Annotated in this window: 9 protein-coding genes; 5 read left to right on the top strand and 4 right to left on the bottom strand. The window is 52.6% G+C overall.

The annotated features are described in order from the left end of the window. Window positions 1-37: 37 nt before the first annotated feature. The 3 genes from ybeY to miaB form a co-directional block, all read right to left on the bottom strand. Complete coding sequence (ybeY, locus tag FKG94_RS23320; protein ID WP_142929364.1) at window positions 38-526, bottom strand: rRNA maturation RNase YbeY; 489 nt, start codon at window positions 524-526, stop codon at window positions 38-40. After that, entirely contained in the window at window positions 523-1,638 is a 1,116-nt protein-coding gene (locus FKG94_RS23315; RefSeq protein ID WP_142929363.1) for a PhoH family protein, read from the bottom strand. Before FKG94_RS23315 ends, ybeY begins: the two co-directional genes overlap by 4 nt. Window positions 1,639-1,762: 124 nt before the next feature. Then, the gene (gene miaB / locus FKG94_RS23310) at window positions 1,763-3,133 is read right to left on the bottom strand and encodes a tRNA (N6-isopentenyl adenosine(37)-C2)-methylthiotransferase MiaB (protein WP_142929362.1); all 1,371 of its coding nucleotides are present in this window, start codon (window positions 3,131-3,133) and stop codon (window positions 1,763-1,765) included. Window positions 3,134-3,422: 289 nt separating this feature from the next. Here miaB and FKG94_RS23305 point away from each other — a divergent pair, with 289 nt between their 5' ends. Further along, the gene (locus FKG94_RS23305) at window positions 3,423-3,764 is read left to right on the top strand and encodes a DUF1820 family protein (protein WP_179957776.1); all 342 of its coding nucleotides are present in this window, start codon (window positions 3,423-3,425) and stop codon (window positions 3,762-3,764) included. A 58-nt stretch (window positions 3,765-3,822) separates the two neighbouring features. Here the strand turns inward: FKG94_RS23305 and FKG94_RS23300 are convergent, their stop codons facing one another. Continuing rightward, window positions 3,823-5,517 carry a sodium:solute symporter gene (locus tag FKG94_RS23300; RefSeq protein WP_142929361.1) on the bottom strand — a complete coding sequence of 565 codons (1,695 nt, stop codon included), beginning with the start codon at window positions 5,515-5,517 and terminating at the stop codon, window positions 3,823-3,825. A gap of 1,375 nt (window positions 5,518-6,892) precedes the next feature. Between FKG94_RS23300 and FKG94_RS23295 the strand changes: the two genes are divergently transcribed. The 4 genes from FKG94_RS23295 to FKG94_RS23280 form a co-directional block, all read left to right on the top strand. Beyond that, window positions 6,893-7,825, top strand: a complete 933-nt coding sequence (locus FKG94_RS23295; protein WP_142929360.1) for an RHS repeat domain-containing protein — start codon at window positions 6,893-6,895, stop codon at window positions 7,823-7,825. Next, a complete protein-coding gene (locus FKG94_RS23290; RefSeq protein WP_142929359.1) occupies window positions 7,822-8,265 on the top strand; it encodes a DUF7684 family protein in 444 nt (147 codons plus the stop codon). The genes FKG94_RS23295 and FKG94_RS23290 overlap by 4 nt, the downstream gene beginning before the upstream one ends. Before the next feature lie 670 nt (window positions 8,266-8,935). Further along, on the top strand, window positions 8,936-9,454 hold the full coding sequence (locus FKG94_RS23285; RefSeq protein WP_142929358.1) for a hypothetical protein: 519 nt from the start codon (window positions 8,936-8,938) through the stop codon (window positions 9,452-9,454). 90 nt (window positions 9,455-9,544) lie between these two features. Then, on the top strand, window positions 9,545-13,224 hold a 3,680-nt coding region (locus tag FKG94_RS23280; RefSeq protein WP_142929357.1), incomplete at its 3' end, for an RHS repeat domain-containing protein.

Here is a 13,224-nt window from a genome sequence, read left to right as displayed (position 1 = left end):
TCAGAGTTCTCCTGGTGCGTCGGTGGTGAGGTTGGGGTCAGTGCCCGGCTGCCTGCCGGTCGAGTTCGTAGGGCGCCGGATAGTGCAGGTCCAGCAGGATACGGGTTTCCAGGTCCTCCATAACCAGCGCGTCGGCATCCGCAACGTGATCGTAGCCGAGCAGATGCAGGGTGCCGTGTACCAGCATATGGGCCCAGTGGGCCTCGACCGGCTTGCCCTGGTCGCGCGCCTCGGCGATCACCACCGGCGCGCAGACCACCAGGTCGCCGAGCAGCGGCAGTGGCAGGTCCGGGGGTAAATCGGCGGGAAATGACAGCACATTCGTGGGCTTGTCCCGGCCGCGGTACTGGCGATTGAGCCGGCGGCTCTCGTCCGCGCCGACAATGCGCACACTCAACTCTGTCGGCGCGTGCGGCCGCACCGCGGCGCCCGCCGCCAGTGTCGCTGTTACCCAGCGGCGGATTTGCGAGGGGTCGGGGACCCGGTCGCCGGTGCTGGCGACTTGTATATCGATATCGAGGCTCATTGGTTTTGGTCGTGCGCCTGTTCGAATTGATCGTAGGCTTCGACAATACGCTGCACCAGCGGGTGGCGTACGACATCCTTGGCGGTAAAGAAGATAAAACTGATACCGGCTACATGTTCCAGGACCTGCATGGCGTGGCGCAGGCCGGAAGCCTGGCCGCGGGGCAGGTCAATTTGCGAGGGATCGCCGTTGATCACCGCAGTGGAGCCGAAACCAATGCGGGTCAGAAACATTTTCATTTGTTCGCGGGTGGTGTTCTGGCTCTCGTCGAGAATCACAAAGGCATTGTTGAGCGTGCGGCCGCGCATATAAGCCAGCGGTGCGACTTCGATGACATTGCGCTCGATCAGCTTGTCGACGGTTTCAAAGCCCAGCATTTCATAGAGGGCATCGTAGAGCGGGCGTAAGTAAGGGTCCACTTTTTGCGCCAGGTCGCCGGGCAGGAAGCCCAGCTTTTCCCCGGCTTCCACCGCCGGGCGCACCAGCAGGATGCGCTCGACTTCGTCTTTTAACAGTGCCTCGACGGCACAGGCCACGGCCAGGTAGGTTTTGCCGGTGCCCGCCGGCCCGACCCCGAAGTTGATGTCCTGGGTCTGCACCGCCCGCACATAACGCTGCTGGTTGAGCCCGCGCGGCTTTACCGTGCATTTCTTGGTGCGAATCAGGGTGAGTTCTTCGATATTGGAATCGGTATCGATACTGCTGTCAGCGCTGCCGTCGACGGCGTCGCCGCTGTCAACCGCCCGGGTTTGATCGTCCATCTGTGCCTCGACACGGGGTTGGGGTGATGACTGGATAAGGGTTTGCAGTAACTGCTGGAGCGCCAGGTGCACTTCATCCGGCGTCAAATCGACACCCCTGTCGGTTTCCCGATACAGGGATGTGAGCAGGCGTCCCGCCGCGCGGGTGGAGTTTGGGGGTCCGTGCAGGGAGAAATCGTTGCCGCGATTGCGAATCTCGATATCCAGACGCTGCTCTATTTGGCGCAGGTGTTCGTCAAATTGGCCGCAGAGGCTGGCTAATCGACGCGCGTCGTCAGGTTCGAGTGTAACCCGTCGAGCTACTACCTTTTGTTCAGTGGCAGCTTGTTCAGTGGCAGTGTGACTGTCCAAAATACGTAAAACTAGGTCCTTTCGGCAACCGTTTCGAGCTAGCCTAACCCATTCAAGTGAAGCTGGAAACCCCAGGAATCAGCTATATGGTTCTTAATAGCCGGGCCTTTATAGCGGCTCGAGATTACTCGCCATCCAGCTCTGATCCCACCAGCTCGCCGCGCAGGGAGTTCGGCAGGGCCTCGGCAATCAGAATGTCGGCGAAACGGCCAATTAAAGCGGCATTGTCGCAGTGGAAATTGACTACCCGGTTGTTCTCGGTGCGGCCGGCCAGTTGGCCGGGGTCCTTCTTCGAATAACCGGTCACCAGCACGCGCTCGGTATTGCCCACCATCTGCCGGCTGATGCGCTGGGCCTGCTGGTTGATGCACGCCTGCAGACGTTGCAGGCGTTGCTTTTTCACCAGCTCCGGCGTCTCGTCGGCCAGATCGGCGGCGGGGGTGCCGGGGCGCCGGCTATAGATAAAGCTGAATGATATATCAAAATCCATCTCCTCGATCAACTTCATGGTGGCGGCGAAGTCGGCGTCGGTCTCGCCGGGAAAGCCGACGATAAAGTCCGATGAAAAGCACATATCGGGCCGGATTTTCTTCAGGCGCCGCAGTTTGGATTTGTACTCGAGTACCGTATGGCCGCGCTTCATGGCGGCCAGAATCCGGTCGGAACCGCTCTGTACCGGCAGGTGCAGATGGCTGACCAACTCCGGCACCTCGGCGTAAACCTCGATCAGGCTGTCGGAAAACTCCACCGGATGGGAGGTGGTAAAGCGGATGCGGTCGATACCGTCGATGGCGGCGACATAGGTGATCAACTCGGCCAGGTCCACCGGCGCGCCGCTTCTGCCGGCGGCGGGCGCCTCGCCGCGGTAGGCGTTGACATTCTGCCCCAGCAGATTGATTTCGCGCACGCCCTGGGTGGCGAGATGGGCCACCTCCGCCAGTACATCGGCCGCCGGGCGGCTGACCTCTTCGCCCCGGGTGTAGGGCACCACGCAGAACGTACAGTACTTGGAGCAGCCCTCCATGACAGAGACAAAGGCGCTGGCGCCGTCCGCCTCCGGCTCCGGCAGGCGGTCGAATTTTTCGATTTCCGGGAAGCTGATATCCACCACCACGGCACCGCCGGCTGTTGGCGTTTCAATCATTTCGGGTAGGCGGTGCAGGGTTTGCGGGCCGAATATCAGGTCGACGTATGGGGCGCGGTCGGCGATGGCCGCACCCTCCTGGCTGGCGACACAGCCGCCGACACCGATCAGCAGGTCGGGTTTCGCCTCTTTGAGGTGTTTCCAGCGCCCCAGTTGGTGAAACAGTTTCTCCTGGGCCTTTTCGCGGATGGAACAGGTATTGATCAGCAGCACATCGGCCTCGGCCGGATCGTCCGTGGCCTCCATCTGGTGGGACTCGCCGAGCAGGTCGCGCATGCGGGCGGAGTCGTACTCGTTCATCTGACAACCATGGGTCTGGATAAAAAGCTTTTTAGCGCCTTTGGCGGCCATAGAGGGTTCCTGCTGACAGACAATCGGCAACCGGGTGGTGGCGGTACCGACTGCCGGTGTTTGTTTAAAATCTAACCAGCTAAAACGGGCCGAGCATTATAGCGGGACTGGCCGGCAAAAACGATACCCCGCGGGGTCGGCCGGCGCGGTTACGCTCGGTTACGGGGGTTGTATTTGCGGGAATTGTCCCCATCTTGAGCTACAAGTCGTTTTACTACGCCGGCGGGCTAAACCGCCTGCTACTTGCCGCCGCAGGCGCAACCGTGACACCAGACGAGCAAAACCCGATATGGCAGCCAACCCGATTTACAAGATTATCTTCTACAACCAGGGCCAGGTGTATGAAGTCTACGCCCGCGCCATCTATCAAAGCGATATGTACGGCTTTATAGAAGTGGAGGAGTTCGTTTTTGGCGAGCGCACGCAACTGGTCGTGGACCCCGGTGAAGAGAAGTTGAAAGGCGAATTCGAATCCGTAAAGCGCTCCTACATACCCATGCACTCGGTCATCCGCATCGACGAAGTGGAAAAGGAAGGGCCGGGTAAAGTGAGCGACATCAAGGCCGGTGACAAGGTAACCCACCTGCCGTTTCAGTCCGGCTTTTCTCCCAAGCCCGGCGCCGACAGCTAATCCGCAAAATACCTCTCCATACCTCTTCTGCCGCGCTACAGCCGCGGCGGTTCCCAGATCACCAAAACGTTACGACAATGCCGGCGGTAACCAACAGCAGGCCGATGGAGAGCACGCGATAGTTCTGGTACCAGGGCAGGGCGGCCAATTCTCGAGTTTCAGCGTGGTAGAGCGCCGGTTTCCAGGTGTAGTGTTCCACCACCTCGGCGGCGGGCGCCGGCGCGGTGGCGCTGATCACTATATTGGCGGCCGCACAGATAACCAGCAGCGCGGGCACCTGCAACAGGAAGTGGATATTGGTGATGGCCGGCGCCCAGCCGGCGGTTTTTACCACCAGAAAGGCGATCGAGATACCGTAGCCGAGCAGCAGGCTGGCGAAGGCGCCGCGGGCATTGGCCCGCTTGTAAAAAAGGCCCACCAGGAAGGCCGCCGCAATCGGCGGGGAGATATAGGCCAGCACCGATTGCAGGTATTCCCACAGTGATGAAAAGCGCTCGATCTGCGGTGCCCAGGCGGCCGCCAGGATCACCAGCACCAGGGTGTTGATCTGGCCTACCCGCACCAGTTTTTTACCGCCGATATCGGGGCGCAGTTTAGTGACCAGGTCCATGGTAATCAGCGTCGAGGCCGAGTTCAGGGTGGCGGAGATACTGGAGGCCATAGCCGCCAGTATGCCGGCCACCACCAGGCCCAGAATACCCACCGGCAGCAGTTTATAGATCAGCACCGGATAGGTCATATTGGGGCAGTCGTGGAGGCTGGTGCAAAGTGTCTGCCCGCCCGTCGCCGCCGGAATTTGGTAGCCGAGAAAGCTGATATCCAGATCGGTGTAAAGCACCGTGGCGACGGCACCGGGAATCACCATGATAAACAGCACCGGCAATTTCAACAGCCCGGCAAACAGAGCTCCCCAGCGGCCGTGGTTGAGGTCTTTGGCCGACAAAACCCGCTGCACGATAAACTGGTTGTTGACCCAGAAATAAAATCCCAGCAGGGGCACGCCGAGTAACAGCCCGGTCCAGGGCATCTGCGGGTGGTCGGCGGGTTTGACCAGGCTCAGCACCTCATCGGCGGGCAGTCGGGTCTGGCCGCTGGCAAAGAGCGCGTCGAGGCCGCTGGTCATCCCCTCCCAACCGCCGACTTCGCGAAAGCAGAACCAGGTGAGCAGGCAGGAGCCGGCCACCAGCAGCAGCGCCTGCAGCACCTCGGTGTGGACGGCGGAGGAGAGTCCCCCGGGGATGGTGTAGGCAGCGGCGCTCAGTGCCAGCAGGGAAATAATGATCCAGGTGTCTATCTCGGGGAAAATAATTTTCAGGATCAGGTTGCCGGCGTACAGGCCCGAGGCCATATCGATAATGATATTGCCGACGATCATAATGATGGAAAACAGGTAGCGGCAGCGGCTGTCGAAGCGGCGCTCGAGAAACTCCGGCATGGTGTAGACCTTGGAGCGCAGATAAAACGGCAGGAAGAAGATGGCGAAGAACACCAGGATTACCGCCGCCATCCACTCGTAGTTGTAGACGGCGACATTGCCTTGAAACGCCGATGAGCTGAGCCCGATAAGGGTATTGCTGCCGATATTGGCGGCGAACAGTGAAATGCCCACGATCGGCCAGGTCATACTGCGGCCGCCGAGAAAGTAGTCTTCGGAATTGGATTGTTTGCCCTTGCGGATGCCGTACCAGATGATGCCGACAATGTAGATCAGGATGATGATCGAGTCGAGGCGGCTCAAGCCCACGTCGTCCATGCCTGGAACCTCTTGTGTTTGTTATTGTGCGCGGGTTTTTTGCCCGGTCGGTATCCGGTCAAGCATGCCTGTTATATGGATATTTCGGTAGTGTAACTGGGTAAAATAGCACCTGCAACCGGTTGTTTTTGATGGTGCTTGAAATGATGTAGGCGAGTAAAGGTGTCTTTTTCCGGCTTATAGTTGTGCTAGTGGAGCGGCGTCAATGGAGGTCGATGGCTGCGGTGGCGCAATATATTTCAAGGATGGCCAACCGGTGGCACGGTGTGGGGACGTAACTTTAGTTGCGCCCCCCTGGAATGGCGCCACTCCCCTGCGCTAGAACTACCCCGCAGTATCCTGTAAGCGGGGCTACTGGCACAGAGGAGTGGTCCCCTCCGAGAGGGACAGGTAAAACCTGTCCCCACATCCACACCCTGCCACTCGAGGCGGCGCTCCCATCAAGATTTGAAAGGGTGGGGCGTTATCTTTTTGTTTTCGTTAAGTTATTTTTAAGCCGTCTACAACTAAGGAGAGGGTCGCCTGCAACTTAGCAACTAAAGTACATTTGCTGCGTTGTGTAAGTCCGACGATATATCTAAGTTGCAGGCGTCCCTAAAGGCGAGATGTAAAACGCTTTAGGTTAACTGACTTTCTCTTATTTTCTCTAAGTTGATAGTTGTTTTTGTCAACGGATTCTTAGGCATATTTGGAAAAATTGATAAGGCTTCTATCAGGTAGGTCGTTATAAATCGAGTAACAAACAACTGAGATTTTCCACACCTCGCTGTGCCGAATATATTGAGCCTATTTTATCGAAATGTAGATGACGTGATCGTCTTGAATGCGTTACAGTAAATGCGCCGTCCAAAATATAGCAGTGACTGTTGCATTTTACCCCAATCTATTTTTACAAATGCGGAAGCTTTTGCAGCAGTGAAAAGAGATTTTGAGGTAGAACCTATTTGCGAGAGGGAGAATAATTTCCGTTTCTGGAAGAAATGTGTTTTTTGTTTTGGGTTTCCTATCTGTCTTGGCATTGTCGGTCTATGGCAGCGACGTTATCGATGCACGGGAACACGCGTTACCGTCTGCAAAAGAAGTCCGCACAATGCCGGTGATGCATCAAGGTCACAAGGCGTCAACGATTGTACCTGCAACCAGCTATATTCACTTATGCAGTTTGCTGGTGGCGTGACTGGACGGCTGTGTCTTCCCCGCCTACTCGGAGTGCAGATGGCAAGTCGGGTTGTGTCGCACCACCGGTGGGCTTGAATCGGGACAAGGCTGCCGGTGTTAAATTAGAGCGCCACAGTGTCACGCATCGCCCTGGAGCTCACACCGTTTACACGCTCATTTTTGCTCACGATCACGTTTCTCCGCTGAGGGATTAGTTATGGATACAGATATAAAGTCATTGGAAACCCGTGCTGATGCACAGTCGAATACGACAGCGCGACAGGGTGTTGTTCGACCGCTCGCCTTCTTACTGTCCCTGTTTATCGGTTGCTTGCCGGTCGGCAGCGCCCAGGCCGAGCGAACCACGACCTATTACCACACCGATGCGTTGGGTTCGGTGGTGGCGGCTTCAGATGAAACGGGCGCCTTGCTGTGGCGAAAAAGTTACCGCCCTTACGGTGAGAAAGTGACCGATGGAGAAGGTAGCCTGCAATCGCTGTCGTTTACGGGCAAGCTCCACGATGAAGTGAGTGGCTTGACCTATATGGGGGCGCGGTATTACGATCCTGAGATGGGTCGATTTATGGGCTTAGACCCGGCTGGGGTCTTGGGTTACCTTGAAAGCAACCCGAAGCTGTTTAATCGGTATGCGTATGGGAATAATAATCCGTATCGGTATGTGGACCCGGATGGGCGATTGCCGGTAGATACACTTTGGGATGCAGGGAATGTTGCTTATGATATAGGAAAAATAGCGGTTGGCTGGATTATTGGCAATGATAAGCTCGTTGTCGAAGGTGGCAAGGACCTTGTGGCCGATGGGGCGGCGCTTTTTGTGCCCTATCTGCCGGCAGGATCGACTAAAGGGATGAAAGCGATTGCGGATAAGGCTGGCGATGCGACAAAGGGAGTAAAAGAGCTAACTAAGCAACAACAAAAAAGTATTAGATCGCTAGAAAAACAAATTTCTAAGCATGAGAAAAAGTTGCAAGAGTTTAGGGACAATCCCAGCGTTCGACCTGGAATGGAAAAGCTACCAAAAGAGGTTATCCAAAAACAGCAACAGCGCCGAATCAATCACTTGGAAACAGAAGTTAGAACATTCAGAAACAATATTGAAAAGATTAAGCGGGGGGATATAGATTCATGATGACTAAATGTTCTAATGGACGATCATTACTTATAGCCAATAAGTCACTTGCGGTTACTGAGCTTGGCAGCAATCTAATGCCTTGCATAGTTTTGCTGACGGCATGGAGTGTTAGTAGAGCCTCTATTAGCTTTTGGGAATCTTTGATTAAATTCCTATTGAATAAAGGAACTACATATTTTGTGTGTGTTGGTACATTTTCCGAAAAATTGCACGACGACATTGATGAGCTGATTTATCAGTATGATGACGAGCATGGCACAGAACATAGTATTAATATGGTTACGACATACCATGCTGATGACACACTTGAGGAGGTGGTAGATTACTGTGTATATGCCACAGAACTTAGAGATAAAGACAAAGGCTGTATTCTGGCGATATTGGATGATAGTTCCGAAGAAGACGAAAAAATGGGAATCCTTTTAAAAAAAGCATAATTTAATGCTACAAAGGGAGGAAACACTTTTACAAAGCAGGTTATCAAACGGAAAAAATCTGGCCGATATGGCGGACAATAACAGCATGTTGTTGAAAAAATAAATGAAGAACTGCCTCAACCACTCATCAAGTATTTAAAGACGGTAAGACCATCCTTCAACATCAGGACCATGTTGGTAAGCATGGTGCGGTTTGTCGATTCTCAGATGAGCTTCAGTGCCATTAGAGACACCTGCAACTCAAGGAAAAAATTTTCTGCGTTGTGTGAGCCCGACGATATATCTAAGTTGCAGGCGTCCCTCAAGACGAGACGTAAAACGATTTAGGTTGACTGATTTTCTCTTATTTTCTCTAATTTGATAGTTGTCTTTGTCAACGGATTCTTAGGGATTTTTGGAAAAAATCGATAAGGCTATCTAATCAGATAGGTCGTTATAAATCGAGTAACAAACAACTGAGATTTTCCACACCTCGCTGTGCCGAATATATTGAGCCTATTTTATCGAAATGTAGATGACGTGATCGTCTTGAATGCGTTACAGTAAATGCGTCATCCAAAATATAGCAGTGACTGTTGCATTTTACCCCAATCTATTTTTACAAATGCGGAAGCTTTTGCAGCAGCGAAAAGAGATTTTGAGGTAGAACCTATTTGCGAGAGGGAGAATAATGTCCGTTTCTGGAAGAAATGTGTTTTTTGTTTTGGGTTTCCTATCTGTCTTGGCATTGTCGGTCTATGCGGTTCAGAAAGTGTGGTTTGACGCCAAGCCCCCCAACATCTCCGACTCACAACCGCCTCCTCTGGCGACTGCTTCAAGTATTAAGCCGGAACCATGGAGGGTGTTAAATACCCATCCACAAAAAAGCCCGCCTTTGTCCGGTGAAAAGGTGCCAATCGAAAATAAAAGAGAGTCGAACGCAAAGGTGTTGGCGCCAAGTGAAACAGTGGGGGTGTCCGATGAAAAGGCGCCGGCGTCGGATCTGTCGGCGAGTAACGGCAGTGACGGTGCAGAGGGCGCAGCAGTGGCATTTGCCAACGACATTATCGATGCACGAGAACACGCGTTACCGTCTGCAAAAGAAGCCCGCACAATGCCGGTGGTGCATCAAGGTCACAAGATACGGTCGACGCAGTTTGCCGGGTCCTATGATGCTCCGTCGATCGATCCAAAAAACCTGCATAAATGAGGGAAGAATAGATCGTTGTACAGTGATCTTATCGAAGAGGTCACGGCTTTCTTCAAGGTTAGCTTCATACTTTATAAGGAGTGGTAGATTATGATGAAGAACCTGTTAACTTTCGTGTTGTGCGGTCTGTGGCTATTGTGGGGGAACCCTGCGGTCGCTGAAGAAATACGCGACTACTATGCCGAACCGGGGTTTAACCCTTTCAAAGAAACAATCAACCAGAACTTCAATGAAACCGTAGACCCTTTTTCCGGCACCTTGCAACTCCACTATACGGATATTCTAGTGCCGGGAAATAGTGGTATGGATATCCGCGTGAACCGCGTCTATACCAGTCTGCAAACCAATGCTTATCCGGTCCGGTCACTGGCGGGGCTGGGATGGTTAATGCATTTTGGCCGTATTGTGACATCCAACCGCCATACGGATAAATTATGCAATCAGGGTCTTTGGTCCGTCAGCACGCGGGACAATCCGTCGCTAGAGCAACCCGACGGTGGTCGGGAACTCCTTGTGCTAAACGCTATCGACAACGATGGCACATTGATTACCCGCAGTAACTGGAAAGCTGAGTGTGACAGCGTCAACCCCGGTATGCTGGTGACCGCACCGGACGGTACGCGTTATACCATGGATAGATATGATTTCTATCAAGAAGAGCCCAGTTGGCTCACTACACGTATCGAGGATATTCACGGTAACTGGATTCGAATTGACTATGAGGAAAATGCTGCGGGCGAATCCTATATTGTCGCTGTCTATCGCAGTGAGGAAGGTGATAGCCAGCCGGTGTTGCGCTATGACTATGACGATGGTGCCGGCGCTTATGCGACACCCCGGCTGACCAGTATTGAAGCCAATGGTCAGCGTTGGGAGTACGAGTATGAGAATATTGTCGGCTACACAGACCCTCGCCATCAACTGGTCAAGGTCAGGCGGCCCGACGGCAAAACGTGGGAGTACAGCTACAATAACAAAATTGATGATCCGGACCCTAATGATGGCATCGTCGAAGATGGCCTGGGTAGCTATTCGCTGAAACAGGTGAAATATCCTAATGGTGCACGTATTGACTATACCTACCAGTACGTGCAGTTTGATAAGGGATCGGCTTTTAGGACCACTTCCATACACACGAAATCCGTTTCCGGCGGCAGTGTGCAAAGCGGTACCACCACCTATGAGTTTGCACCGCATAGCGTGCCTTATACCGCTGCAGATGGAACTGTTTTGCGCGTCGATTCGACAACCGTAACCGCGCCGCACGCAAAGTATGTATACCAACACTACGGTAAAGACTTCGTACAGCCTACACCCGGCACCTATCGATTTATCAAACCTTCTTTCGTGGGGTTATTGTATAGAAAGGCTACCTATGAACTGAACGATACCCTGAAGGAAGTCGTGGTCAAGGCGTGGGGACAGAGAAAGATTTCAGATGAGAACCTCTTCCACGGCGGCGATCGCAGTTGGTGGATAGAGGAAGAGACTAACTCGCCGATATTGCTGGGACACTATATCAGTCGTGACAGCAATGCCGATATTGATAATGTTACGGCGACCCAGGCTGTCGATTATTCCGACTACGACGCCTTTGGTAACGCGCAGACGATAACAGAATTTGTCAATTTACAGGATGTTCCGGAAAAAGTGACTGCCGTCACCTATATCAACGACCGTCAAAACTGGATTCTCAGTCTGCCTGTCAGCGAACGGGTAACCCATAATGGCCAGTCTTCAACGATCAGCCGCGAATATTTTCCCAACACCAATTTGTTAAAGGAAGAGAACAAATACGGCGTGGTAACAAAGTATAACTACACCACCGCAGGTGACTTGGCGTCGGTGGAGGATGCCCGGCGGAATGTAACAAATTATTCAGCTTATAAAAGAGGCATTGCCACACGAGAAGAGCGTCCGGAGTCAGTTGTTTTAACGCGTGTCGTTAATGATACAGGTACTCTTGCATCGGAAACGGATGGCAGGGGGTATACCAAAGCGTACACCTATGACGACCTCAATCGACTAACGGGTATTGTTTATCCGATACATCTACCGGCATCGATAAGTTATGTCGGTAATACCAGGCGTCTACTGAGAGGGAATTACCGGCAGATTGACTCTTTTGATGGGTTAGGTCGTCGTATAGGCATTCAGCGCACTGACATCGGCACCAATGAAACCATTAGCTCGACGATTGAATATGACGCATCCGGGCGCAAGGTATTTGAATCCTATCCCAATTCACTCGAGGGTATGAGCTATGCCTATGATGCACTCGGTCGTCAAATGCGCAGAACTTATCCGGACGGCAATTACGTGAGTTTTGATTACGATGACTTTTTAATGGCTGAGACAAACGAGAGGGGTAAGATCACGCGGTATACTTACCGAACGGTTGGTGTTTCCAGCCGAGAGTTGTTCAGTATTCGCCAGCCGGACTCTGTTACGACGATCATTCGGCGCAATATATTTGATCAAATTATTCAAATCTTTCAAGGGCAGCAACAGTCCAATGGAAGTGTTTTGGGTTTTCCCAGAGACTTTGAATACGATAGTCGACTCTTTTTAGTGTCGAAAACTGAGCCGGAAATTGGTGTTACAACTTATGGCCGAGATGAGGTCGGGAATTTAGAATCAGTAAGCGTGTCGGGATCGGCTACTACCTATTATGAATATGACGGGCTCAACAGGCTCAAGAAAGTCGATTACCCTGATGAGACGGATGATACACTTTATGAATACGACGGGAATGATAATTTAGACAGGCTCATTTCCGGCATTACAGAATGGCTGTATATCTACGATGAAAACAATAATTTAAAGCGGGAAACGCTTAGTATAAATGCACGGCTAGCGCGTAGCTACACATTAGAATACGCCTATGATGGACTTGACACGATAAGCTCTACTGTTTATCCCGACGGTTTGGTTGTCGACTATGCGCCAAATGCGCTGGGGCGCGCGACAAGAGTGGGTGATTTTGCCACCGATGTGGTATTTCACCCCGCCGGACAGGTGAGTGCCTATACTCTCCATAACGGTGTTCAGGTATCGCAGACTTACGACAGGCGGCTCTTTCCCGAGACCATCGTCGCGGATTCTCTGGTGAATCTCACCTACTCCTATGACCCGAGCGGCAATGTGTCGGCCATTATCGATGGCATAGACAGTGCGCAGAATGTCTATATGAACCGGGTGAATGACTATGATGCGTTAGATCGACTTCGCGACGTGCGCGGCGGTTGGGGTCGCACCACGGTCAGTTACGATGAGCGTGGCAACATAACGGAAAAGTTTAACAGTGACAGCGGTAACTCTCGCTATATATATAGTAATGAAAAGCTACTCCGTTTAGAGGGTTACAGCTCCAGCAATATTTTTCAGTATGATATCTACGGCAATACTACAGAAAAACTGCGGTATATTCCCCAGGGAGGATTTTTAAACGAGGTTCACAGAGATACCTATCTTTATGATGATGCTTCCAGACTGATGCAAAGTAAAGTCGCTGGCGTGGTAAAAGACTACATCTATGACGGACACAACCTGCGTTCACTAAGCCGGACCGGCGAAGGTTATGATCTCAGGTACAGTGTATATTCCAGCGCAGGACAGCTTTTATTTGAGGAGTCCATCGTCGACTGTACGCGCACCAGTTATATTCGTCTTGGTAGCTTGCTGATCGCTGGATCAGACAATGTGTCCTTCCCCGCTGAGTTGGACTCAGACGGCGATGGTATTACGGACTGCTTGGAGTCCCAGTTAGG

The organism is Exilibacterium tricleocarpae, assembly GCF_007004655.1.
GTDB lineage: Bacteria > Pseudomonadota > Gammaproteobacteria > Pseudomonadales > Cellvibrionaceae > Exilibacterium > Exilibacterium tricleocarpae.
Note: the sequence above shows the minus strand (reverse complement) of the source record. Positions and strands in the feature narration are given on the sequence as shown.